At 71.6% G+C, this 23,732-nt stretch carries 21 protein-coding genes; 9 read left to right on the plus strand and 12 right to left on the minus strand.

Features of this window, described 5'->3' with window-relative positions; all coding sequences use genetic code 11:
• Positions 1 to 40: 40 nt before the first annotated feature.
• The 3 genes from ACVW19_RS07995 to ybaK are packed head-to-tail and all read left to right on the plus strand — an operon-like array spanning position 41 to position 2,420.
• A complete protein-coding gene (locus ACVW19_RS07995; protein WP_457457886.1) occupies positions 41 to 1,123 on the plus strand; it encodes a hypothetical protein in 1,083 nt (360 codons plus the stop codon).
• A gap of 11 nt (positions 1,124 to 1,134) precedes the next feature.
• On the plus strand, positions 1,135 to 1,875 hold the full coding sequence (locus tag ACVW19_RS08000) for an LON peptidase substrate-binding domain-containing protein (RefSeq protein ID WP_457457888.1): 741 nt from the start codon (positions 1,135 to 1,137) through the stop codon (positions 1,873 to 1,875).
• 44 nt (positions 1,876 to 1,919) lie between these two features.
• Positions 1,920 to 2,420 (plus strand): Cys-tRNA(Pro) deacylase, encoded by a 501-nt coding sequence (ybaK, locus tag ACVW19_RS08005; RefSeq protein WP_457457890.1) that lies wholly within the window; start codon positions 1,920 to 1,922, stop codon positions 2,418 to 2,420.
• Positions 2,421 to 2,585: 165 nt separating this feature from the next.
• Here ybaK and ACVW19_RS08010 read toward each other — a convergent pair whose 3' ends face one another.
• The 4 genes from ACVW19_RS08010 to ACVW19_RS08025 all read right to left on the minus strand — a co-directional run bounded on the left by ACVW19_RS08010 (position 2,586) and on the right by ACVW19_RS08025 (position 6,715).
• Complete coding sequence (locus ACVW19_RS08010; RefSeq protein WP_457457892.1) at positions 2,586 to 3,359, minus strand: AAA family ATPase; 774 nt, start codon at positions 3,357 to 3,359, stop codon at positions 2,586 to 2,588.
• 34 nt (positions 3,360 to 3,393) lie between these two features.
• Positions 3,394 to 4,215: an ABC transporter permease gene (locus ACVW19_RS08015; RefSeq protein WP_457457894.1), complete on the minus strand. Its 822-nt coding sequence runs from the start codon at positions 4,213 to 4,215 to the stop codon at positions 3,394 to 3,396.
• A 131-nt stretch (positions 4,216 to 4,346) separates the two neighbouring features.
• Positions 4,347 to 5,321: an ABC transporter ATP-binding protein gene (locus ACVW19_RS08020; RefSeq protein WP_457464488.1), complete on the minus strand. Its 975-nt coding sequence runs from the start codon at positions 5,319 to 5,321 to the stop codon at positions 4,347 to 4,349.
• A gap of 191 nt (positions 5,322 to 5,512) precedes the next feature.
• A complete protein-coding gene (locus ACVW19_RS08025) occupies positions 5,513 to 6,715 on the minus strand; it encodes an NYN domain-containing protein (RefSeq protein WP_457457896.1) in 1,203 nt (400 codons plus the stop codon).
• 222 nt (positions 6,716 to 6,937) lie between these two features.
• Here ACVW19_RS08025 and ACVW19_RS08030 point away from each other — a divergent pair, with 222 nt between their 5' ends.
• A complete protein-coding gene (locus tag ACVW19_RS08030) occupies positions 6,938 to 7,102 on the plus strand; it encodes a hypothetical protein (protein ID WP_457457898.1) in 165 nt (54 codons plus the stop codon).
• A 151-nt stretch (positions 7,103 to 7,253) separates the two neighbouring features.
• Here the strand turns inward: ACVW19_RS08030 and dnaE are convergent, their stop codons facing one another.
• Positions 7,254 to 10,793, minus strand: a complete 3,540-nt coding sequence (dnaE, locus tag ACVW19_RS08035) for a DNA polymerase III subunit alpha (RefSeq protein WP_457464489.1) — start codon at positions 10,791 to 10,793, stop codon at positions 7,254 to 7,256.
• Positions 10,794 to 10,987: 194 nt separating this feature from the next.
• Here dnaE and ACVW19_RS08040 point away from each other — a divergent pair, with 194 nt between their 5' ends.
• From ACVW19_RS08040 to ACVW19_RS08055, 4 genes are all read left to right on the plus strand, one after another.
• Positions 10,988 to 12,346, plus strand: a complete 1,359-nt coding sequence (locus ACVW19_RS08040) for a DUF2252 domain-containing protein (protein WP_457457900.1) — start codon at positions 10,988 to 10,990, stop codon at positions 12,344 to 12,346.
• 101 nt (positions 12,347 to 12,447) lie between these two features.
• On the plus strand, positions 12,448 to 13,152 hold the full coding sequence (locus ACVW19_RS08045; RefSeq protein ID WP_457457902.1) for a hypothetical protein: 705 nt from the start codon (positions 12,448 to 12,450) through the stop codon (positions 13,150 to 13,152).
• Positions 13,153 to 13,258: 106 nt separating this feature from the next.
• Positions 13,259 to 14,083, plus strand: coding sequence for a thioredoxin domain-containing protein (locus ACVW19_RS08050; RefSeq protein WP_457457904.1), 825 nt, complete (start codon positions 13,259 to 13,261; stop codon positions 14,081 to 14,083).
• A gap of 267 nt (positions 14,084 to 14,350) precedes the next feature.
• Positions 14,351 to 16,036 (plus strand): alkaline phosphatase D family protein, encoded by a 1,686-nt coding sequence (locus ACVW19_RS08055; RefSeq protein WP_457457906.1) that lies wholly within the window; start codon positions 14,351 to 14,353, stop codon positions 16,034 to 16,036.
• A 10-nt stretch (positions 16,037 to 16,046) separates the two neighbouring features.
• On the opposite strand, the gene ACVW19_RS08060 is transcribed toward ACVW19_RS08055, so the two are convergent.
• The gene (locus tag ACVW19_RS08060; protein ID WP_457457907.1) at positions 16,047 to 16,622 is read right to left on the minus strand and encodes a dienelactone hydrolase family protein; all 576 of its coding nucleotides are present in this window, start codon (positions 16,620 to 16,622) and stop codon (positions 16,047 to 16,049) included.
• A gap of 125 nt (positions 16,623 to 16,747) precedes the next feature.
• Between ACVW19_RS08060 and ACVW19_RS08065 the strand changes: the two genes are divergently transcribed.
• Positions 16,748 to 17,950, plus strand: a complete 1,203-nt coding sequence (locus tag ACVW19_RS08065) for a mechanosensitive ion channel family protein (protein ID WP_457457909.1) — start codon at positions 16,748 to 16,750, stop codon at positions 17,948 to 17,950.
• Between the two features lie 7 nt (positions 17,951 to 17,957).
• On the opposite strand, the gene ACVW19_RS08070 is transcribed toward ACVW19_RS08065, so the two are convergent.
• From ACVW19_RS08070 to ACVW19_RS08095, 6 genes are all read right to left on the minus strand, one after another.
• Positions 17,958 to 18,704, minus strand: a complete 747-nt coding sequence (locus ACVW19_RS08070) for an SDR family NAD(P)-dependent oxidoreductase (RefSeq protein WP_457457911.1) — start codon at positions 18,702 to 18,704, stop codon at positions 17,958 to 17,960.
• Between the two features lie 41 nt (positions 18,705 to 18,745).
• Positions 18,746 to 20,332 carry a Na+/H+ antiporter gene (locus ACVW19_RS08075; RefSeq protein ID WP_457457913.1) on the minus strand — a complete coding sequence of 529 codons (1,587 nt, stop codon included), beginning with the start codon at positions 20,330 to 20,332 and terminating at the stop codon, positions 18,746 to 18,748.
• Between the two features lie 87 nt (positions 20,333 to 20,419).
• A complete protein-coding gene (locus ACVW19_RS08080) occupies positions 20,420 to 20,887 on the minus strand; it encodes a GNAT family N-acetyltransferase (protein WP_457457915.1) in 468 nt (155 codons plus the stop codon).
• Positions 20,884 to 21,828 carry an RluA family pseudouridine synthase gene (locus ACVW19_RS08085; RefSeq protein WP_457457917.1) on the minus strand — a complete coding sequence of 315 codons (945 nt, stop codon included), beginning with the start codon at positions 21,826 to 21,828 and terminating at the stop codon, positions 20,884 to 20,886. The genes ACVW19_RS08080 and ACVW19_RS08085 overlap by 4 nt, the downstream gene beginning before the upstream one ends.
• A gap of 55 nt (positions 21,829 to 21,883) precedes the next feature.
• The gene (gene lspA, locus ACVW19_RS08090) at positions 21,884 to 22,501 is read right to left on the minus strand and encodes a signal peptidase II (RefSeq protein WP_457457918.1); all 618 of its coding nucleotides are present in this window, start codon (positions 22,499 to 22,501) and stop codon (positions 21,884 to 21,886) included.
• Between the two features lie 88 nt (positions 22,502 to 22,589).
• Complete coding sequence (locus ACVW19_RS08095; protein ID WP_457457920.1) at positions 22,590 to 23,537, minus strand: TraR/DksA family transcriptional regulator; 948 nt, start codon at positions 23,535 to 23,537, stop codon at positions 22,590 to 22,592.
• Positions 23,538 to 23,732: the final 195 nt, after the last annotated feature.

Genomic DNA, 23,732 nt, shown 5'->3' on the forward strand with positions numbered 1-23,732 from the left:
CCGTGAAGGGTCTGGCGCTGCTGTGACCTGCGGTCTTTCAATGGTCGACACCATGGCTCTGCTGCATGCGTTCACCCGTGCGTCCCGGGTGCGAGGAAAGACGGGCACCGCCTCGCCCACCGCCCCTGTGCTGCCCGCCGACGACGAGGTGCTCCTCGACGCGCCCGACGAGGCGCTGGGTCCGGCACTGGTCGGGGCCGCCGCCGGCGACCCCACGCCCGCCGCCGAACTGCTCGCCGCCACCCGGCGCAGCGGGGCCTGGGAGCACCGCGACCGGAAGGTGCAGAAGCTCGCGGCCTTCGCGCGCTCGCGCCCCGAGTGGCTGGACACCTGGCGTGTCCTCGACCCGCACAACCCCGACGGGCTGCTCGTGGACGCCCAGCGGGCGGTGCACCGCGCCTGGGACTCACCGGCCCGCGCCGAAGCGCTGCGCGAGGTGAGCCCGCTGATCACGGCCGCCGCCCGGGCCGACCACCGCGACCCCGTGCCGTGGCGGCTCGCCCTGGACCACGCCCGCGGCGCACGCGCCGGACACCGGTACTTCCAGGAGCTGTGGGAGGCGGCGGTCCGCCGCGCCCCGCACCACTACGGCTGCCATGTGGCGGCCCTGCGCTACCTGGCGTCCTCCTGGCACGGCGCGCACCACGAGTGCTTCGACTTCGCCGACCAGGCCGCGCAGGACGCGCCGGAGGGCTCGCTCACGCAGGCGCTGCCGCTGTGGGCGGCCTTCGGTTACCTCACCGACGGCTGCGGTCCCGAGGTGCCGCGTGCTCGGCTCGAAGCGGCGGCCGACCGCGCCGCGTCCCTGTCCGCCCGGCTTCCGGCGGCCCACCCCCGGCCGGCCGAGCTGCGCAACCTGCTGGCCTACGTCCTCCTGCGCCTGGAGCGATGGCCGGACACCCTGGAGCAACTGCGCCTCACCGGCCCGTACGCCACCTCCTCGCCCTGGGACCGGGACACGGACGATCCCCTCGGCCGGTTCCTGGAGGTTCGCCGGGGCGTGTACGCGGCGGTGGCCGCCGGTCCCGCCGCCGCCTCCACCACGGGCTCCGGCGCCTTCACCACGGGCTCCGGGCATCCACGGAGTGAACGTGGCGGCCGGGTCCGCTTCGGCGACCATTAGGCTTTTGCGTCGTGACCACCGTCCGGCTCCCGCTCTTCCCCCTGAACTCGGTGCTGTTCCCGGGGCTCGTGCTTCCGCTCAACATCTTCGAGGAGCGCTATCGCGCCATGATGCGCGAGCTTCTGAAGACCCCCGAGGACGAGCCGCGCCGGTTCGTCGTCGTGGCGATTCGCGACGGCCACGAGGTCGCCCCGAGCGCCCCCGGCATGCCCGACCCGACGGCCGTACCCGAGCGGGGCCCGGCGGCGGGCTTCGGACCGGACCCGCTGCGGGCCTTCCACAAGGTGGGCTGTGTGGCCGACGCGGCCACGATCCGGGAGCGGTCCGACGGCACCTTCGAGGTGCTGGCGACGGGAACGACCCGGATGCGGCTGCTGTCGGTCGACGCCTCCGGGCCGTTCCTGACGGCCGAGCTGGAACCGGTGGCCGAGGAACCCGGTGAGGAGGCGGGGGCGCTCGCGGAGGGGGTGCTGCGGGCGTTCCGCCAGTACCAGAAGCGGCTGGCGGGAGCGCGGGAGCGGTCGCTGGCGACCGGCGCGGAACTGCCGGACGAGCCGGGAGTGGTGTCGTACCTGGTCGCCGCCGCGATGATGCTCGACACGCCGACCAAGCAGCGTCTGCTCCAGGCACCGGACACGGCGTCCCGGCTCCGCGACGAGCTGAGACTCCTTCGCACGGAGACGGCCATCATCCGCCACCTGCCGTCGTTGCCCGCGGCCGAGCTGACCCGCGGACCGACCAATCTCAACTGAGGCAGCAGAGGCAGTAGCGGCAGCGGCAGGGCCAGGGGGCAGGAATGGCGAAGAAGTCCAAGAAGCAGCAGCCGGGCGGTACGCCCGCGACGGTGGCACTCACCGCGGCCGGGGTGCCGTTCACGGTCCACTCCTACCACCACGACCCCGCGCACCCGTCCTACGGCAAGGAGGCGGCCGAGGCGATGGGCGTCTCCCCGGACCGTGTCTTCAAGACGCTGGTGGCGGACGTCGACGGCGTGCTGACGGTGGCGGTGGTCCCGGTGGCGGGGCAGCTGGACCTGAAGGGCCTGGCGGCGGCGGTGGGCGGCAAGCGGGCCGCGATGGCCGACCCCGCCCTCGCGGAACGCACCACGGGCTACGTCCGCGGCGGCATCTCGCCCCTGGGCCAGCGCAAGAGGCTCCGGACGGTCCTGGACGACTCGGCCGGCCTGCACGAGACGATCTGTGTCTCGGCCGGCCGCCGCGGCCTGGAGGTCGAGCTCGCCCCGGGCGACCTGGCCGAGCTGACCGCGGCGGTACTCGCCCCGATCGGGCGTGTCTGAGCCCTCGACGAGCCCCACTTCTTCGGTCGATCAGAAGAGGCACGGCGGGGCTTGTCGGAGAAAACCCGCAAACGCAAGTGGCGCACCGGGACGGGCCGTGCGAACCACGGCAGGCGCCCCGCCCGAACCGGACCTCCGCACGCCCCGCCCCGGACCGCCGGGGAGCTACGCTCCCGGGGCCCCGTCGTCCGGCCGCTGCGGGACGTACGGGACATAGGAGTCCACCGGCGGGAAGGGGTCGGGGTCGCGGGGGCCGAAGAGCGCGGTCAGTCCCAGGTGGACGACCAGCCCGGCGAACGGCCAGGCCAGCAGCGCTCCTTTGGCGCTCAGCTTCAGTGGCGCGTCGAACGTCACCCCTTTGCCCACGTCCTTCGCGTGGGCGACGACGTCCTGCGCGGGCCCGAGCCACACCCCGAGCCGCCACGCCAGCAACGACCCGAGCAGCCCGCCGACCCCGAGCGCCACCACGAGCGGCACGCCCCCGCGCCGTCGCACGAGGAACGCGGCGAGCGCGCTCACCGCGCCGAGCCCCAGGGCGAGCAGCGTGAACGTCCCGTCCACCCCGATGGCCTGCTCACCCTCGGTGTCCTTGAGGTAGACGACCCAGTTGTCGCCCACGACGTCGCCCGTCAGCGGCACGCGCGGCGCCAGCCACCACCACAGCACGCCGAGCAGCACCCCGCCGAGCGCCACCGCCACCGCGGTCACGGCGGCCTCGCGCAGTTCCGTCCTCATCCCGGGGCCGTCCTGTTCGTACCAGCCGTAGCCGGTGTGGCCACCGTGACCGGCGGGCCCGGCGGATCCGGCGGGCCCGGTATGGCCGGGGCCGGTGGACCCGTCCGCGGACGCGGCGGCCACCTGGCCGGCCGACGGCGGCTGCCACCCGCCGTGCGGGGAATGTTCATGCGGAGGCGGTGGTGGTGTCAGAGGTGCGCTCACCCTGACATCGTGCCAGGCCCGGCTGTGCGACGCGTCACCGGACAGCGGCCCTGCGGTACGCCCAGGTCGCCACGGCCAGCGAGAGCACACCGACCACCCCGCACACGGCGAGGTCGCCCAGGACCAGGGCCCAGTCGGGATGCGGCGCGAAGGTCCGCGCGAGGGCCTCGACGCCGTACGTCGACGGCAGCAGGTCCCGGGCCAGGCGTACCGCCTCCGGCATCCGCTCCGCCGGCAGCACACCCAGCAGCAGTGCCGCCGACATGCCCAGCTGGCCGAGGAGCGTGGCGAACTCGGCCCGCGGCGCGAGCAGCCCCAGCGCGGCCCCCAGCCCGGCGAGCGCGGCTCCCGAGAGCGGGATCACCGCGGCCAGCACCCACAGATGCGTCAGCGGCAGCCCGAACAGCACACATCCGAAGGCCGCGGTCACCACGGTCCCCGGCACGGTGAACGAGGCGTAGGCGCCGGCGGCTCCCAGCACCACCGCCGCCGGCGGGACGGGCAGGGTCGCGTAGTGGTCGAGGCCGCCGCCGGCCCGCAGCTGTCCGAAGTACTGCGCGAGCAGGTTGAGCGCGACGAAGGCGACGACCAGGACGGACGATCCGGCGACCACCGCCCGCGCCTCACCGCCGCCGTCCACGACCCCGCGCATCAGGATCATGATCCCGACGGACTGGAAGGTCGCCACGAACAGCAGCGGGATCCGCGCCACCCGCGCCCGGGACAGCTGCGCCCGGTACACGGCCGCCAGTGAGGGCCACAGCCGCGCCCGCGGCCCGAGTACGGCCGGCTCCGGCGCGGCCTCCTCCGCGGCCAGGGCGCCACCCGGCAGGACATCGGCGGGTACGACACTCACGTCGCGCTCCCCTTCCCATTCCAACGGAGGTTCCCTCGGAGGTTCAGCCGGAGACTCACTCGTATCCACCCCGGCAGCCGTCCTGTTCCGTACGGATACGGTGCCCGGTGCGCTCAGCGCCCCGCCGTCGCTCACGCCTTCACCAGTCCCTGCCGCACGGCACCGCCCAGCGCCAGGTACACGTCCTCCAGACTGGGCGTGGCGAGCGTGAAGTCGTCCAGCGCGGCGAAGGCGGCGCCGCCGGTGACGGTGGCGACGACCGTACGGGCCTCCTCGGGTGCGAGCCGCAGCGTCCAGCGGCGACCCGACTCGACGGCGCGGTCCACGAGCGCGGCCACCTCGGGCACGTGCAGCGGGGCCGCCTCGCGCCACACCAGGTCGACCCGTACCTCGCCCGCGACCCGCTCCTTCAGCCCGGCCGGGCTGTCACAGGCGATCACCCGGCCCCGGTCGAGGACGGCGACCCGGTCGAGGACGGTCTCGGCCTCGATGACGTTGTGGGTGACCAGCAGCACGGTGGTGCCGTGCTCGACCCGGCGCCGGTCGACGGCGGACCACACGGCGCGCCGCGCCACCGGGTCCATCCCGGAGGTGGGTTCGTCGAGCACGAGCAGCGGCCGCTCCCCCACCAGCGCGGTGGCGAAGCAGGCCAGCCGGCGCTGACCTCCGGACAGCTTCTTCAAGGGGCGTCCGGCGATCGGGGTGAGCCCCAGTTCGTCGAGGACGGCGTCCCGGTCCGTACGAGCCTGCTTCGCGTCGAGGCCGCGCAGCCGCGCGGTGGTCTCGACGGCGAGCGAGACCGTCAGCTCGTCGAGCGCGGTGGACTCCTGCCCGAGGTAGGCGAGGATCCGCGCGGCGCGCTCGGGGTGACGCACGATGTCGTGGCCGAGGATCCGCACACTGCCGTGGTCGGGCCGCATCAGACCGGTGAGCTGTCGTACCAGGGTGGACTTGCCGGCCCCGTTCGGCCCGAGCAGCCCGAAGATCTCACCGCGCCGGACGTCGAGCGTCACGTCGTCGGTGGCCCGGACCTCGGGGGTCGCCGGGACTCCGCGGCGTCCGCGGGCCGCCGGATACGTCTTGGTCAGCCCGCGCACCGCGCACACGATGTCGCCATCGTGCCGGAATGCGTGTACCGCGCGCGTGCTCACAAGGGACGAGACTACGGGGTCCGCGGCCCGGGTCCGCTCCCGGGTCGGCCGACCGCCCCAAAACCACCGGTAGAACGACAAACCCGCCGCACCCGCCGCGAAGGGCCGCCGTCGCGCGGCGGCGCGGACACCGGGCGGGCTCTCGGTCACTCCGCGGCCGCTGCGCGCTCCGTCCCCGTGCGCAGGTCCAGCTCGCGCCAGAAGCCCGCGCGGATGGCGTACCGGTCGCGTTCGTCGATCTGGTCGTCCTTGTGGGCGAGCAGGCCGAAGCGGGCGGCGTAGCGCAGCAGCTCGCCGTCGACGCGGTGCGGGATGCGGGGGTACATGGCGGACAGCCTCTGGATGCCGCTCTGGTCCCCGAGCCGGTCCACCCAGCGGCGGGCGAAGACCTGCCCCACCTCGAAGGGGTCTCCGCCGACCGTGGTGATGTCCTCCTCGCGGTCGGCCCATCGCTGCTCCGCGGAGGTCAGCTGGGCGAGCGTCGGCAGCGATGCGGCGTCGGCGGGCTCGGTGACGGACCGGTCGACCCAGCCCTTGTCGGAGGACCAGCGCAGGGTGGCGGACTGCGGCTGGTGCGGGTGCGGGGCACTGGGGCCGCGGAGGGCCGCCAGATCCTTGGGGGTGGGTACGCCCTTGGGGGCGGGCGACCGCTCTCCGGTGCCGTTGTGCCCGGCGCCGACCGGATGCGGGGGTTCCTGCTCGGCCTGCTCGGCGGCCGGGGCGGACTCCGGCAGCGGGGCGGAGAGGATCGCGGCGATGTCGGGACGGGCGGGGGGCGGCGGGGCGCACACCCCGGAGAAGTCCTTGGCCCGCACCGCCTTGGTGATCCACGCACGGTCCAGCACCCGGCGTTCGTCGGCCTCGGCGACCAGGTCCTCGGACTGGTTGTAGTCGCCGTCGGCGGCCTGCACGGCCCACAGGTGGACGGCGACGCCGTGCTCCTTGGCCGCCATCATGCCGGGCAGCAGATCGCCGTCGCCGGTGACCAGGACGATGTCGGAACAGGCGCGGTTGCGGGCCAGCTCGGTCAACTCGGCGTGCATGGCGGCGTCCACGCCCTTCTGCGCCCAACGGCCGTCACTGCGCGTGAGAGCTCCGAGCCGAACGGTGACCCTGGGCATCACCCGCAGCCGGCGGTGCTCGGGCTGCGGCACGCGGTCGGGGGCGCCGTCGAACCAGTAGATCCGCAGCAGGGGCTGACTCGTGTCGGACTCGGCACGGTCGCGCAGCCCCTGGATGAGGGCGGCGTGATCGACGGTGATGCGGGACCGCGAGGGCTCCCCGGCGAGGAGACTGGCGGCGGCCCCCAGCAGATACCCGGCGTCCACCAGGACGATGCAGCGGTCCACGCGATCCACCCTCTTTCCGGGAGGTTTGCTTCGGGCTTGCTTCGAGTCTGCCCGACCGTGCCGGGGTTAACGGTCCGAACTCGATCTTCGGCGTGGCGTTTCCACACTCCCTTCGCCCACTCACCCTGTCACACACGGTAATTGTCCGACATGCGACCATCACTCTGCTATGTGAGTCTGGTCCCGGCCCTGGCCCCTAGATCCCCCACAGGAGGCATCACCATGGCCAAGAACAAGAACCGTGAACGGAAGCAACAGCCGGCCGCGCGCTCCCAGCAGGCGACCCAGCCGGCCGCCGCGGAACCGCAGACCGAGCAGCACGGCCCGCAGATCACTCCCGGCGACATCTCCCGCAAGGGCCGGCAGAAGCGCTTCGGCCACAACTGACACCTGCGCGAGGGGCCGTTGAGCGCCCCGCGCACGGTACACGCAGAAGGGTGCGCCCGTCACCGGGCGCACCCCTCTTACGTCTCGGGTATCTCTTCACACGTCGGCCGACCGGCCCGGCGCACACCGGTCCCTGGGGTCCCTCGGGGTACTAGCCCGCCAGGCAGGACGGGCCGAGGAGGACCTTGAGGTCGCCGAACAGGGCGGGGTCCGGCTTGACCCGGTGCCGGTCCAGGCGCAGCACCGTCGTCTTCGTCGGCCCCTGGAGCCTGATGCGGACCTCGCTGTCGCCCTTGTGGTGGCCGAGGATCTCGCCGAGGCGGCTGACCATCGGCGGGGTGACCCTGGTGGCCGGGATGGTGAGCACGACGGGCGCGTTGGTGCCCGCGTTGGACAGGTCGGGCACCTGGAGCTCCATGGCGACCAGGCGCGGCACGTCCTCGCGCTTGTCGAGCCTGCCCTTGACGAACACCACGGCGTCCTCGACGAGTTGGGTCGAGACGAGCTGGTAGGTCGCGGGGAAGAACATGCACTCGAGGGAACCGGCGAGGTCCTCCACGGTGGCGATCGCCCAGGCGTTGCCCTGCTTGGTCATCTTGCGCTGGAGGCCCGAGATGATGCCGCCGATGGTGACCACCGCGCCGTCGCCGAAGTCACCGCCGGTGAGCTGGGAGATGCCCGCGTCGGCCTTGTCGGACAGGACGTGCTCCAGTCCGAACAGCGGGTGGTCGGAGACGTACAGGCCGAGCATCTCCCGCTCCTGCGCGAGCAGGTAGGTCTTGTCCCACTCGTCGTCGGTGAAGGTGACGTCGAGGCCGAAGCCGGGCTCGCTGGTCTCCTGCTCGCCCATGCCGCCGAAGAGGTCGAACTGTCCCTCGGCCTCCTTGCGCTTGACCGCGACCACGTTGTCGATCATCGGTTCGTACTGGGCGGTGAGGCCCTTGCGGGTGTGCCCCATGGAGTCGAAGGCACCCGCCTTGATCAGTGACTCCGTGGTCCGCTTGTTGCAGACGACCGCCTCGACCTTGTCGAGGTAGTCCGGGAACGAGGCGTACTTCCCCTTGGCCTTGCGGCTCTTGATGATCGACTCGACGACGTTGGTGCCGACGTTGCGGACCGCGGACAGGCCGAAGAGGATCACGTCGTCGCCCTGCGCGGCGAAGTTCGACTCGGACTCGTTGACGTTCGGCGGGAGCACCCTGATGCCCATGCGGCGGCACTCGTTGAGGTAGACGGCCGACTTGTCCTTGTCGTCCTTGACCGAGGTGAGCAGCGCGGCCATGTACTCGGCGGGGTGGTTGGCCTTGAGGTAGGCGGTCCAGTACGAGACCAGTCCGTACGCGGCGGAGTGCGCCTTGTTGAAGGCGTAGCCGGCGAAGGGCACCAGCACGTCCCAGAGGGCCTGGATGGCTTCGTCGCTGTAGCCGTTCTTGCGGGCGCCGGCCTGGAAGATGACGAAGTTCTTCTCCAGCTCCTCCGGCTTCTTCTTGCCCATCACGCGGCGGAGGATGTCGGCCTCGCCGAGTGAGTAGCCCGCGATGATCTGGGCGGCCTTCTGCACCTGCTCCTGATAGACGATCAGGCCGTAGGTGACCGACAGCACCTCCTGGAGCGGCTCCTCCAGTTCCTTGTGGATCGGCGTGATCTCCTGGCGGCCGTTCTTGCGCTCCGCGTAGTTGATGTGCGAGTTCATGCCCATCGGGCCCGGCCGGTAGAGGGCCGAGACGGCGGAGATGTCCTCGAAGTTGTCGGGCTGCATCTGGCGGAGCAGCGAGCGCATCGGACCGCCGTCGAACTGGAAGACACCGAGGGTGTCACCGCGGCAGAGCAGTTCGAAGGTCTTGGGGTCGTCCAGCGGCAGGGCGAGCATCTCCAGGTCGATGCCCTTGTTGGCCTTCACCATCTTGATGGCGTCGTCCATGATCGTGAGGTTGCGCAGGCCCAGGAAGTCCATCTTCAGGAGGCCGAGCGACTCGCACTGGGGGTAGTCCCACTGTGTGATGGTCACGCCGTCGGTGTGCCGCACCCAGATCGGGGCGTGGTCGACGATGGGTTCGCTGGACATGATCACGCCGGCCGCGTGCACACCCATCTGCCGGACCAGGCCCTCGACGCCCTTGGCGGTGTCGATGACCTTCTTCACGTCCGGCTCGTTCTCGTACATCGCGCGGATCTCGCCGGCCTCGTTGTAACGCGGGTGCGAGGGGTTGGTGATGCCGTCGAGGTCGATGCCCTTGCCGAGGACGTCGGCGGGCATGGCCTTGGTGAGCCGGTCGCCCATGGCGTACGGGTAGCCCAGCACGCGCGCGGAGTCCTTGATGGCGTTCTTCGCCTTGATCTTGCCGTAGGTGCCGATCATGGCGACCTTGTCGGCGCCGTACTTCTCCGTCACGTACCGGATCACCTCGACGCGCCTGCGCTCGTCGAAGTCGATGTCGACGTCGGGCATGGAGATGCGCTCGGGGTTGAGGAACCGCTCGAAGATCAGGCCGTGCGGGATCGGGTCGAGGTCGGTGATGCCGAGGGCGTAGGCGACGATCGAGCCGGCGGCGGAGCCACGGCCGGGGCCGACCGCGATGCCCTGCTTCTTGGCCCACATGATGAAGTCGGCGACGACGAGGAAGTACCCGGGGAAGCCCATCGAGATGATGGTGTCCATCTCGTACTCGACCTGCTTCATGCGGTCGTCCGGGATGCCGCCCGGGAAGCGGCGGTGCATGCCGCGCAGGGTCTCCTCGCGGAACCAGCTGACCTCGGTGTACCCCTCCGGAATGTCGAACTTGGGCATCAGGTCGCGCTTCTCGAACATGCCCGTGGTGTCGACCATCTCGGCGATCAGCCTGGTGTTGTCGCAGCCCTGCTGCCAGGCGTCGGAGGAGTCGATGGCGTACATCTCCTCGGTGGACTTGAGGTAGTAGCCGGTGCCGTCGAACCTGAAGCGGTCGGGGTCGGAGAGGTTCTTGCCGGTCTGGATGCACAGCAGCGCGTCGTGGGCGGTCGCCTCGTGCGCGTACGTGTAGTGCGAGTCGTTGGTGACCAGGGGCGGGATGCCGAGCTTCTTGCCGATCTCCAGGAGGCCGTCGCGGACCCGGTGCTCGATGTCGATGCCGTGGTCCATCAGCTCCAGGAAGTACCGGTCCTTGCCGAAGATGTCCTGGTAGTCGGCGGCCGCCTTGAGCGCCTCGTCGAAGTGGCCGAGGCGCAGCCGGGTCTGGACCTCACCGGAGGGGCAGCCGGTGGAGGCGACGAGCCCGGTGGACCACTGGGCGATGCTCTCCTTGTCCATCCGGGGCCACTTCTGCAGCCAGCCCTCGGCGTACGCGTCGGAGGAGAGCCGGAAGAGGTTGTGCAGACCCGTGCTGTCGACCGCCCAGATGGTCTTGTGGGTGTAACCGCCGGAACCGGAGACGTCGTCCCGCTTCTGGTGCGGCTGGCCCCACTGGATCTTGCGCTTGGTGCGCCGCGACTCGGGCGCGACGTACGCCTCGATCCCGATGATCGGGGTGACTCCGGCCTTCTCCGCGGTGTGGAAGAAGTCGTACGCGCCGTGCAGGTTGCCGTGGTCGGACATGGCGATGTGGCTCATGCCCATCTCGTTGCAGGCGTTGAACATGTCCTTCAGCCGCGCGGCACCGTCCAGCAGCGAGTACTGGGTGTGGACGTGCAGGTGCGTGAAGGGCGACTTCGGCACGGTGCGGCCTCCGAGGAGAACGAGGGGTGACGGGCAGGTGGTCAACGTCGAAGTCTATGCTCCGGCACTGACACTCGAGGGCCCCGCCGTCGTACCTTCCGGCGAGTGGCGCGGGCACTCCCGTGACGCGCCGCGCGTTAGGCAGGGGACGGATCAGCCGTCCCCGGACGTCCCGTACCAGGAGGCACTCAGCGATGTCGGTCCCGCAGCTCGACGACGAGCACCGCGGCGAGGAGATCCTCGCCGTTCTCGACACCGCCTTCGGCGAGCTCCTGGCCGCCGACCCGGCCGCGTTCCGCGTGAAGTTCCGGAAGATGGCGGCCTCGGCGTTCGCGTTCTACCGGGGCACGGCGTGCCTTTTTTACCATGATCAGAAAGCTGAGAAATCCGAGAACGCCGGGCGGGGTGGTGGGAGGGTGTACAGCGGCCCGTACCTGGACGACCGGACGTCCCGGGTGTGGATCCACGGCGATCTGCACGCGGAGAACTTCGGCACGTACATGGACTCCAACGGCCGCCTGGTCTTCAACGTCAACGACTTCGACGAGGCCTACGTCGGCCCCTTCACCTGGGACCTCAAGCGCTTCGCCGCCTCCATGGCGCTGATCGGCTACGCGAAGGCGCTCAGCGACGAGCAGATCACCGAGCTGGTGCGGATCTACACGGCCGCCTACCGGGAGCGCGTCCACGCGCTGGCGACCGGAGCGAAGCGCGACGAGGTGCCGCCGTTCACGCTGGACACCGCGCAGGGTCCGCTGCTCGACGCGCTGCGCGACGCCCGCTCGCTGACCCGTTTCGGGCTGCTGGACTCGATGACCGTCATCCGTGACTTCGAGCGCCGCTTCGCCTCCGGCGGCGGCGCGGTCGAGCTCGACGCCGCCACGCGTTACAAGGTCCTCGCCGCCTTCGACGGCTATCTGGAGACGCTGCCGGACGCCTCGCTGGCCCGCCCGGACTCCTACCGCGTGAAGGACGTCGTGGGCCGCCGGGGCGTGGGCATCGGCTCGGCCGGGCTGCCGTCGTACAACATCCTGCTGGAGGGGCACAGCGACGCCCTGGAGAACGATGTGGTGATCTACATCAAGCAGGCGCAGACCCCGGCCGTCTCCCGGCACATCACCGACCCGTCGATCCGGGACTACTTCCAGCACGAGGGCCACCGCACGGTGATCTCCCAGCGCGCCCTGCAGGCGCACGCCGACCCGTGGCTGGGCTGGACCGAGCTCGACGGCGCGGGGCAGCTGGTCGCCGAGGTCTCGCCGTACGCCGTGGACCTGGACTGGGGCGACATCGACGAGCCGGAGGAGATGGCCCAGGTCGTCGCCGACCTCGGCCGGGCCACGGCCACGATGCACGCGGCCGCGGACGACACCTCCGGCGAGTCCCTGGTGCCGTTCTCCACCGAGCGCGCCATCGACGCGGCGATCGCGGCCGACGAGGACGGGCTGGAGCCCCTGCTGGTCGACTTCGCGCACACCTACGGCGCACGCGCGCGCCGTGACCACCAGATCTTCCTGGACCTGTTCCGCAACGGCAGGATCCCGGGCCTGTGACCTTCCCCCTGCCCGGGGAGGCACGGCCCGCCGGGGAGACACAGTCCACAGGACCCCTTCAGGGATCCCTTACCGGAGCACGTGACACACTCGTTCCCATCATGGACATACCCGGAGCCCCGCTCAGAGCCGTGCGCGCGGCGCTGTTCACGACCATGGTCGTGACCCTCAGCGCCGCGTCGCACGTGCTGCTGTCCGGGGCTCCGCTGCCGCTGAACACGGTGGCGATGATCGCCGCCGCCGTGTTCGTCCTGGCCTACGCGCTCGCGGGCCGGGAAGGCTCCTTCGGGCGGATCGCGGCCCTGCTGATCCCGCTGGAGCTGGCCGCCGACACCGTGTTCACCACCGGGCAGCACCTCTGTTACGGACGGATGGGCGGCCCGGTCGCGGGTCCGCTGCGCTCGGTCGGCTTCGACCTGCTGTGCGGCGACGGCGGCAGTGTGGGCACCCCGCTGACCCGGGTGGCCGGCACCGCGGCCGAGGGCGGTGACCGGTTCGCCGGTCTGCTCGCCCAGGCCGACCCCGCCATCGCCTGGCTGCTGCTCGGCGCGCACATCGGCGTCGGCCTGCTCGCCGCCGCCTGGCTGCACCGCGGCGAGCGTGCGCTGGCCCAGCTGCTGGGCGCGATGGCGGCGAACACGTTCCGGCCGCTGCTGCTGGCGGTCGCCGCGGTGACCGTGCGCCGGGCCCCGAAGGCCCGTCGGCCGCATCGCCCGGCCCTCCGGACCACCACGGCCGTGGTGGTCCGGTTCCTCGTGCACTCCCTGGGACGGCGCGGACCGCCGCGCTCCGCCGCCCTCGTCTGAGGCGGCCCTCCGCCCCGGCGTCGGCGACCCGGAGTCCGAGCATCTGCAGTCCCCCCATACGTATCCCGCACACACACTGTGCGCGTCCCCTGTGGAGAGCATCACCATGAGCAAGCGGAACAGCCAGGCGGCGAAGACGGCGGCCCGTGAGCGTCTGCGCGTCGAGCGCGAGCGCGAGGCCAAGAAGGCCAAGGTCAAGCGCCAGCTCGTCGTCGCCGGCTCGATCGTCGGCGTCCTGGCGATAGCCGGCGGCATCGGCTACGCGATCGTCCAGGCCAACCAGCCCAGCGCCTGGGAGGCCGCGGCGGACGCCAAGCTCGTCAAGCCGGCCAACAGCAGCGGCGAGAACGGCACGACCGTCGTCGTCGGCAAGTCCGACGCGAAGAAGACCTTGAAGCTGTACGAGGACCCGCGCTGCCCGGCCTGCGCCGCCTTCGAGCAGCAGGTCGGCCCGACGATACACAAGGACGTGAAGGCCGGTAAGTACAAGATTCAGTACGTCGGCGCCACCTTCATCGACAACAACGTCCCCGGCGAGGGCTCCCGAAACGCCTTGAGCGCACTGGGCGCCGCTCTGAACGTGAGCCCCGAGGCGTTCTTGGACTACAAGACGGCCCTCTACTCGACGGAGTACTACCCCGAGGAGACGGACGACAAGTTCAAGGACGACGACTACCTGATCAAGGTGGCGAACAGCGTCGACGCGTTGAAGGGCAACACGGCGTTCCAGAAGGACGTGAAGGACGGCACCTACGACAAGTGGGCGTTGCTCATGAGCGACAAGTTCAACGAGGACGGGAACAAGTACGACTTCCGGGGAACCCCGAGCCTGGTCATGGACGACAAGAAGGTCACCGGGAGCGACGGCCAGAACACCCCCATGACCGCCGAGGAGTACACGACGGCGATCGACGCGGCGCTCAAGGGCTGATTCCTCCGCACGACGTGGCACTGCCCCCGGGGGCGGGCGGCCGGGTATCGCGCCGCCCGGGACTTCAGCGTTACCGAGACAAACCGGGCCCTTCTGGAGGTTTGCCTCAGAAGGGCGCCGACGGCACTCTCACGTACTGCTCCGGCAGCAAGGAAGGCAGGGCCTGAGCCCGTGAGAAGCCCGGTCGGCTGACCACGCACTGAAGAGCGGGCGAACTTTTGCGAGTTCGCCCGCTCTCACGTGTACCTGCCAGTAACCTGATCGGCTGTGACCAGTCGACACAGATCATCCGAGAGCACCGGCTCCGCCGCCGCGGACGCCAACTCCCTTGCTCCGCGCCGCCGTACGGTCGTCAAGGCAGCCGCCGCCGGTGCGGTCCTGGCGGGGCCGCTCGCCGCCGCGCCGTCCGCCCGCGCCGCCACCGCCCCGGCCCCCGCCTTCCTGCACGGGCTGGCCTCCGGCGACCCGCTGCCGGACGGCGTCCTGCTGTGGACGCGGGTGACTCCGACGCCGGAGGCGATACCCGGCTCCGGACTCGGCCCCGACACCGAGGTCAGCTGGACCGTCGCCCTGGACAAGGCGTTCAGCACCGTCGTCGCGAAGGGCTCGACCCGCGCCACCGCCGCCTCCGACCACACCGTCAAGGCCGACATCCGCGGCCTGACGCCGGCCACCGACTACTGGTTCCGCTTCTCCGCCGGCGGCACCGATTCCCCCGTCGCCCGTACCCGCACCGCCCCGGCCGCCGACGCCGCGGTGACCGGTCTGCGCTTCGGCGTGGTCTCCTGCTCCAACTGGGAGGCCGGGCACTTCTCGGCGTATCGCCATCTCGCGGCCCGCGGCGACCTGGACGCCTGGCTGCACCTCGGCGACTACATCTACGAGTACGGCACCGGCGAGTACGGCACCCGCGGCAGGACCGTCCGCCCGCACGCGCCCGCCCACGAGATCGTCACCCTCGCCGACTACCGCGTCCGGCACGCGACGTACAAGACCGACCCCGACCTCCAGGCGCTGCACGCCAAGGCACCGGTCGTGGCGATCTGGGACGACCACGAGTTCGCCAACGACGCCTGGTCGGGCGGCGCCGGGAACCACACCGAGGGCGCGGAGGGCTCCTGGGCCACACGTCAGGCCGCGGCCAAGCAGGCCTACTTCGAGTGGATGCCCGTGCGTCCCGCGCTGGCCGGCACCACCTACCGCCGACTGCGCTTCGGCAGGCTCGCCGACCTCTCGCTGCTGGACCTGCGTTCCTTCCGCTCCCAGCAGGTCCCGCTCGGCGACGGCGAGGTCGACGACCCGGACCGCACCCTCACCGGCCGCGCCCAGCTCGACTGGCTGAAGGCGGGACTGTCGGCGTCCGACACCACCTGGCGGCTGGTCGGCACCTCGGTGATGATCTCGCCGCTCGCCCTCGGCGCGCTCCCGGCCAGTCTGCTGAAGCCGCTCGCCGAGCTGCTGGACCTGCCGCAGGAGGGCCTCGCCCTCAACACCGACCAGTGGGACGGCTACACCGACGACCGCCGCGAACTCCTCGCCCATCTGCGGACGAACGCGATCGGCAACACGGTCTTCCTCACCGGCGACATCCACATGGCGTGGGCCAACGACGTGCCGGTGAACGCGGGCACCTATCCGCTGTCCCCGTCGGCGGCCACCGAGTTCGTCGTCACCTCGGTCACCTCCGACAACCTCGACGACATCGTCAAGGTTCCCGAGGGCACCGTCTCCACGGTCGCCTCACCGCTGATCAGGGCCGCCAACCGGCATGTCCACTGGGTCGACACCGACCGCCACGGCTACGGCGTGCTGGACGTCACCGCCGAGCGGGCGCAGATGGACTACTACGTGCTGTCCGGCCGCACCGACCCGGCCGCCACGTCCGCGTGGGCCCGCTCGTACCGGACCCGCAGCGGCACGCAGCGGGTCGAGCGCGTCCACACCCCGGTCTGACGTCCCCGGATCAGTCCTCCAGCGAGTCGAGGAAGCCGAGCGCCACCCGCCAGGTGGCCTCGGCGGCCTCCTCGTCGTGGTCCGGCAGGCCGGGGTCGGTGTAGAGGTGACCGGCCCCCGCGTACCGGTACACCTCGACGTCGGCTCCGGCGCGGCCCATCTGCAGGTACCAGGCACTCAGCCAGTCGTCGGTCTCGAACGGGTCCGGCTCGGCGACGTGCAGTTGCACCGGAAGGTCGTCCACCTCGGCGTTCGCCGCGATGTCCGAGGTGCCGTGCAGAAGCAGCAGCCCGCGCGCCTTGCCGTCGCCCAGGGCCAGCGTCTGGGCGACCGAGGCGCCGAAGGAGAAACCGGCGTACACCAGCCCCCGCTCCGAGTAGGGCGCGGCGGCGAGGACGGCCCGTCTCAGCAACTCGTCCCTGCCGATCGACTCCTGGTGGGCCATGCCCTCCTCGACCGTGTCGAACGTACGGCCCTCGAAGAGGTCGGGCGTCCACACCTCGTGTCCGGCGCCGCGCAGCCGGTCCGCGGCCCGGGACACCGCGGGCCGGAGGCCGTAGGTCGAGTGAAACAGCATGATGTTCATGACGCCCATGGTGCCAGCCGGGTGTGACATCCCGTGCCGGCCCGGTCGGCCGGGCCGGGGGCCGTACCCACGACGGCGCGAACCTCACATGTTCACTCCGCGCGAGGCCGGTTACGTTCGAGGGCATGGAAGATGTGCTCCGCCCATTGATCGTGGTCGGCGGCTCGGTCGTGCTCACCCTGGTGCTCGGCTGGGCCACCGACCGACTGCTGCGCAAGGCCGACGAACAGCACCCCGAGACCCCGCTGTGGGAGCTGCTCCGCCGCGCCCGCATCCCCTACCAGCTGCTGATCTGCGCGGCCCTGCTGAGAGGGACGTACGACCAGGCCCGGCTGTTCGAGGACCACCGGGAAGGCATCGGGCGGATTCTGACGCTGGTGCTGATCGGATCGGTCGCCTGGATGGCGATCCGGATCGCGGCGGCCGTCGTCGAGACCTCGTACACCCGGTACGCCAACGTGCACCGCGAACGCTCCCCGGCCAGGGTCCGCCGGGTGCGCACCCAGGTGACGCTGATCAGGCGGGTGGTCTCGGCGATCGTCGGGGTGGTGGCGGCGGCCGCGATGCTGCTGACCTTCCCCGCGATGCGCACGGCCGGTGCCTCGCTGCTGGCCTCGGCCGGTGTCCTCGGCATCGTCGCCGGTGTCGCCGCCCAGTCCACACTCGGCAACCTGTTCGCCGGACTGCAGATCGCCTTCGGCGACATGGTGCGCATCGGCGACACGGTCGTGGTGGACGGCGAGTGGGGCACGGTCGAGGAGATCACCCTGACCTTCCTGACCGTGCGCACCTGGGACGAGCGCCGGATCACCATGCCGGTGTCGTACTTCACGTCCAAGCCGTTCGAGAACTGGTCGCGCGGCACACCGCAGATGACCGGCACCGTCTTCTGGCACCTCGACCACTCGGCCCCGCTGGAGGCGATGCGTGAGAGGCTCCGCGACATCCTGCGGGAGTGCCCGGCCTGGGACGGCCGCGCCTACAACCTGACCGTGACGGACAGCACGCCCAGCACCATGGAGGTGCGGGCCCTGGTGACGGCCAGGGACGCGGACGACATATGGACGGTACGGGTCACGGTCCGCGAGCGGATGATCCGCTGGCTGGCCGAGGAGCACCCCTACGCCCTGCCCCGGGTCAGCACGGCCGCCGCGCAGCTGCCGCCGGGCCTGGCGCCGGAGTTCGACGGCCACCGTCGCTCCCCCGGCACCGTACCGGCGGCCCGCGGCCCGCACGAGACCACCGGGAAACGGGAAACGCCTGCAAACCCGTCAAACCCGGCAAACGCAACAAGCTCAACAAGCTCAACAAGCACCGACCAGCGCTGACGGCGTCTCAGTGGCCGCGTTCCGCACCGCCGTTGACCTGGATGATCTGCGAGGTGATGTGCCCGGCGCCCGGGGAGGCCAGCCAGTGCAGGGTGGCGGCCACGTCCCCGGGCCTCCCGGCCCGGCCGTCGGACGTCTCGGCGATCAGCCGCGCCCGCCGCTCGTCGTCGAGGCCGTCGCCGAAGAAGGCGGTGTCCTCGATGTAGCCGGGCGCGACCACGTTGACCGTGATGCCGTGCGGCCCCAGCTTCCGGGCGAGGTCGTGGGCGTACGGGTGCAGCCCGGCCTTGGCCGCCGCGTACGCGAGCTGCCCGGACCCCCGGTAGGCGGCGATGGAGCTCAGGAACAGCACCCGCCCGCCGGGCTCGGCGAGCCGGTCCTTCAGGGCCTCCGTGAGCAGTACGGCGGTCAGCAGGTTGAGCCGGAAGTTGACCGTCCAGTGGCGGGCGACGGCGTCGAGCGGGTCGTCGCCCCCGGCGGGGGGCTCGAGGAGGCCGTTGCCCCCGGCGCTGTGGATCAGCACGTCGACGGCCCCGAACTCCCGGCCCACGAAGCCGCTGACACCGCGCACGGCCACCGGGTCGGCGAGGTCGGCGGCGTACACCGACGCCCCCGGCACCCCGGCCCCGGCCCGCTCCAGCACGTCCCCGCGCCGCCCGAGCAGCAGCACCCGGTCCCCGTCCGCGGCGAACATCCGTGCCGCCGCCAGCCCGATCCCCGTACCGCCCCCGCTGATCACCACGTTTCTCGTCATACCCCGACCCTACGAACAGAGGGCCGCACCAGGGGACGAACTCACCGCATGCTCCGCACATCCAGATGTCGCAGCACCCGGTCCACCACCCCGGGATCGGCCCCCGCCTCACTGCGCGCCGCCAGCACCTCGTGCCGGGCGGCGCTCAGCATCTCGCCCTGGATCCGCCGCACCCGCTTCGCCCGCCGGGCCCGCTGCCGGTGGAACTCCCGCCGCTCGTCCTCCGCCATGTCCGGGTTGATCCGCATCCCGATGTCGAAGGCGCTCCTCAGCATCTGCTCGGCCAGCTCCTCCGGCAGCTCCTCGACCTCCTCGATCTCCCGCAGCCGCCGCTTGGCCGCCCGCGCCGCCCGTACCGCGAGATCCCGCTCGTACTCCTTCTCCCGCCCGGTGTCGGCCTCCACTCCCAGCCGCTTCACCAGCCACGGCAGGGTCATCCCCTGGACCAGCAGCGTCGCCATGATCACACCGAACGCGATGAAGACGATCTCACTCCGGACGGGAAAGGCGTCCCCGGCATCGGTCTGCAGCGGAATCGCCAGCGCCAGCGCCACGGAGGCCACCCCGCGCATCCCGGACCACCACATCACCACGGCTTCGCGCCAGCCGACCGGAATCTCCTCGTCGAGGTTCCGCGCGGAGTGCAGCCGCTTCGTCAGCCAGGTCGCCGGCAGCAGCCACAGCAGCCGGACGAGGACGACCACGCCCACGATCGCCGCCGCCCAGCGGAGCAGCTCGCCCCAGTGGCCGGCCGCGGTCCTGAGCGCGTTGTGCAGTTCGAGGCCGACCAGCCCGAACGCGACGCCGGTGACGAGCGTGTCCACGATGTCCCAGAAGGCGTGCCCGGCCAGCCGGGTCATGACCTCGTCGGCGTCGGTGGCGTACTCCACCAGGAACAGCGCGGTGGTGAGTACGGCGAGCACCCCCGAGCCGTGCAGTTCCTCGGCCAGGGCGTAGGCGGCGAACGGCACCAGCAGGCTCATCGCGATCTGCAGGGTCGCGTCCCCGAGCAGGCCCATCAGCCTGTTGGCCCCCCAGCCCAGCGCGAGGCCGACCGCGACCGCCACCACCCCCGACAGCACCAGGTCCAGCCCCGCCCGCCAGGGCGAGAAGGTTCCGCTCACGGCGGCGGCGATCGCCACGTGGTACAGCACGATCGCCGTCACGTCGTTGAACAGGCCCTCGCCCTCCAGGATCGACACCAGCCGGCGCGGCAGCCCCAGCTTCCCGGCGACGGCGGTCGCCGCAACCGGGTCGGGCGGCGCGACCAGCGCACCGAGGGCCACGGCGGCGGCCAGCGGCAGACCCGGCACGATCGCGTGCGCCACGACGGCCACACACAGCGTGGTGACGAACACCAGCGCCACGGCCAGCAGGAGGATCGGTCTGACGTTCGCGGCGAACTGGCGCCAGGACGTCCGGCGGACGGCGGCGTAGAGCAGGGGCGGCAGCAGCAGCGGCAGGATCAGGTCCGGCGGAATGTCGATGTTCGGGACGAACGGCAGCAGCGCCAGGGCGATCCCGAAGACCGTCATCAGCACCGGCGCCGGCAACCCCAGCCGGTCCCCGACCGGGACGCTCACCACGGCCCCGAGCAACACGGTGAACAGCAAGGCCAACTGATCCACGGTCAGCGCTCCGGGCGGGTCGACGGTCGCACAGCAGGCTTCCAGCCTGCCACGTCCCTGCCCTCACCAGGCCGTTCGATGCCCCGGTTACAGAACGCGCCGCATGGCCCGGTGCGGCATGCCCGCGTCCGGGAACTCCGGCCCGTACGCCTCGTACCCCAGCCGCTCGTAGAACCCCAGGGCATGGGTCTGCGCGTGCAGGTCGACGGCGGTGAGTCCGCGTGCGCGGGCCGCCTCCTCGATGCCCCGCACCAGCGCCGCCCCGACGCCGAGCCCGCGCGCCCGGCGGGTCACCGCGAGCCGCCCCAGAGCGCCGACCGACGCATCCCCGCCGTTCTTCGCGGCGGCGGCCTCGCCGTGCAGCAGACGACCGGTGCCGAGCGCCGTGCCGTCCTCGCCGAGCGCCAGCACATGCACGGCACCGGAGTCGTACGCGTCGTACTCGAGGTTCTCCGGCACGCCCTGCTCGGCGACGAAGACCTCCTTGCGCACCGCGAAGCACGCCTCCCGGTCGCCGGGCCCCACCGCCTCGCGGACCACGTACGGGGTGCTCACGCGTACGTCTCCTCCCGGACCTGGTCCAGCGCCTGCTGCAGGTCATCGGGGTAGTCGCTGGTGAACTCCGCCCACCGGCCGTCCCCCGGGTGCTCGAAGCCGAGCCCCACGGCGTGCAGCCACTGGCGGGTCAGGCGGAGCCGCTTGGCGAGCGTGGGATCGGCGCCGTACGTCAGGTCGCCCACGCAGGGGTGCCGGTGGGCGGCCATGTGGACGCGGATCTGGTGGGTGCGGCCGGTCTCCAGCTTGACGTCGAGGAGGGAGGCGGCGCGGAAGGCCTCGACGAGGTCGTAGTGCGTGACGGAGGGCTTGCCCTCGGCGATGACCGCCCACTTGTAGTCGTGGTTCGGATGGCGGCCGATGGGCGCGTCGATGGTGCCGCTGGTCGGGTCGGGGTGGCCCTGGACCAGCGTGTGGTAGCGCTTGTCGACCGTGCGCTCCTTGAACTGGCGCTTCAGCGACGTGTACGCGTACTCGGACTTGGCGACCACCATGAGACCGGAGGTGCCGACGTCCAGGCGGTGCACGATGCCCTGGCGCTCGGCGGCGCCGGAGGTCGAGATCCGGTACCCGGCGGCGGCGAGACCGCCGATCACGGTCGGTCCGGTCCAGCCGGGCGAGGGGTGGGCGGCGACCCCGACCGGCTTGACGATCACGACCACGTCGTCGTCGTCGTGCACGATCTCCATGCCCTCGACGGGCTCGGCCACCACCTGGACCGGCGCGGGCGCCTGCGGCATCTCCACCTCGAGCCAGGCGCCGCCGCTGACCCGCTCCGACTTGCCGACCACCGATCCGTCGACCGTGACCTTTCCCGCGGCGGCGAGCTCGGCCGCCTTGGTCCGGGAGAAGCCGAGCATGCGGGAGATGGCGGCGTCGACGCGCTCGCCCTCCAGGCCGTCGGGCACGGGCAGGGTACGGATCTCGGGAATGGTGCTCACCCGTCGAGTATGCCGGACCGGTCGGACAACCCCGTACGCGCGTTCAGTGGGCCGGTCAGTCCTTGTGGACGGTTCCGTCCGGGTCCAGGCCCCGGAAGGACAGCAGGACGATCAGGATGCCGCCGCAGACGATCGCCGAGTCCGCCAGGTTGAAGACGGCGAAGTGCTTGGGCGCGATGAAGTCCACGACCGCTCCCCGGAAGACACCCGGGGAGCGGAAGATCCTGTCCGTGAGGTTGCCGAGGGCACCGCCGAGCAGCAGCCCCAGTGCGATCGCCCAGGGCAGGCTGTACAGCTTGCGGGCGAGCCGGACGATCACCACGATCACCGTCGCCGCGATCACTGTGAAGATCACGGTGAATGCCTCGCCGAAACCGAAGGCCGCGCCCGCGTTGCGGATGGCCTCGAACCTCAGCCAGTCCCCGATGATCTCGATGGGCTCGTGGTGCTCCAGCTTGGCGACCACGATCATCTTGCTGATCAGATCGAGGGCGTAGGCGACGGCGGCGACGGCGAACAGCACGGCCACCCGCCGCTTGCCGCGGGATGTCCCGGCTGCCGTGTCCTGACCATCGGCCTGGGCATCGGCCCGGACCTCCTCGGCCCGGTCCTGCCCGTCCCGGTCCGCGTCCGGGGTCTCCGGCGTACCGATGATGCGCTCCGCCTCTGCCACGTGAGTCCCTCAACCTAGGTACCTGACTGAGGACGAGGGTACGACACACCCCGCACGGCCCCCGTGCTCAGGAGGCATATGGAGGTGATCAGTAGCGTCGCTCCTGCTTCTGCTTGCACTCGACGCACAGCGTGGCCCGGGGGAAGGCCTGCATACGGGCCTTCCCGATGGGGTTGCCGCAGTTCTCGCACAGGCCGTAGGTGCCGGCGTCCAGACGCTGCATGGCGCGCTCGTACTGGGTGAGCATCTCGCGCGCGTTGGCGGCGAGCGCCAGTTCGTGCTCCCGCGTGATGTTCTTCGTACCGGTGTCGGCCTGGTCGTCGCCCGCGCCGTCACCGGAGTCCCGCATCAGGCCGGCCAGCGATCGCTCGGACGAGCTGATCTCCTCGCGCAGCCGCAGCACCTCGGTCATCAGTTCGACCCGCGCGTCCTCGACCTCCTCCGGTGTCCAGGGATCCTCGCCCGGGCGCACCGCGAGATCGCCGGGCTCCACCGCCGCGATCCGCGCCTTGGGCACGGCGGTCTTCGCCGCCGTCGCCGTACCAGGAGTCTTCTTAGCACCCACCGTGGTCGCTCCCGTCTGCGTCGCGGTCCCGGCCGCGCCCGCGTCAGTGGCCGTGCCGCGCCCGGCCATGTCCTGTGTGCCCCCGCTGGTCCTGGTGGTGCCCTTGTGTGCGGCGCCCCGGCCGGTCCGCTCCCCGGTGCCCCGCGAAGCACCGGCCCGCCCGACGCCGGCCCCCGCTCCGGCCGCTTTCCCGCCCGAGCCGTCGGCCGCCGCCGCTGCGGAGACCGCCTTCTTCGCGGCCGCCGCCTTCCCCGCCGTTCCCTTCGCGGCCTTTCCCCCCGCCTTCTTCGCGGCCGCCTTCCGCATGGCCGTTCTCTTCGTGGCCGTCGCCTTCCCGGCCGCCTTCTCCGCCGTCGTCTTCCCGTCCCCCTGGGCACTCCTCCTCCCGCCCTCCCCCTTGGCTCCGCCGCCGGGAACGGGCGCGGCCCTGCTGGACGCCGACTTCTCGTCGGCGGTCTTCTTCGCCACCATGGCCGCGGCCCCTTCACATACCGTGATCTTGCGCGCGAATCGTGCTGGGACGATAAATCGACTCGGGTCCCGCGGCAACGGGGCGCACCGCCCGATTCGCCCGCCCCGCCGACGCCGCGCGGCGGACCTGCATGCGTTGTGCCCAGCTCCCCGCCGGGTATGCCATCAAGCCGGACGTCCGCGAATCCGAACGTC

The sequence above is a fragment of the Streptomyces sp. TE5632 genome (assembly GCF_054061295.1).